The sequence below is a fragment of the Roseimaritima sediminicola genome (genome assembly GCF_009618275.1).
Lineage (GTDB): Bacteria > Planctomycetota > Planctomycetia > Pirellulales > Pirellulaceae > Roseimaritima > Roseimaritima sediminicola.
Genome location: NZ_WIAD01000177.1, coordinates 1 through 364 on the forward strand (window position 1 = coordinate 1; position 364 = coordinate 364).

The 364-nt window shown below is 53.8% G+C and carries 1 protein-coding gene; it reads right to left on the reverse strand.

Features of this window, described 5'->3' with window-relative positions:
* Positions 1-350, reverse strand: a 350-nt coding sequence (locus GE027_RS22735; protein WP_237607754.1) for a DDE-type integrase/transposase/recombinase, incomplete at its 3' end; no start/stop codon positions are given.
* Positions 351-364 lie beyond the last annotated feature (14 nt).

Here is a 364-nt window from a genome sequence, read left to right on the forward strand (position 1 = left end):
TCGGCATCACGTGGACAATTCGGTCGAATGCTCTCGGTCTTCAGCGACTTATGCCATCGTTCCAGCTTCCCGTTGCTCTGCGGATAGTAGGGACTCGTTTTGACGTGAGTCATGCCGCTATGGCGGACGAATGCCTTGAAATCATTGGCGATGAACTGGGGACCGTTGTCGCTGATGATTCGCGGTTTCGCACCAGGATGTTTCTCCAAGGCTGCCTGGCAAACGATCTCGACATCCAACTCGGTCATCGATTCGCGGAGTTCATGGTGCACGATATACCGGCTATAGCCATCCAGGATGGTAATCAGGTAGAAGAACGTCCCGCCGGCGTTGATGTACGAAATGTCCACGTGCCAGTGCTCAT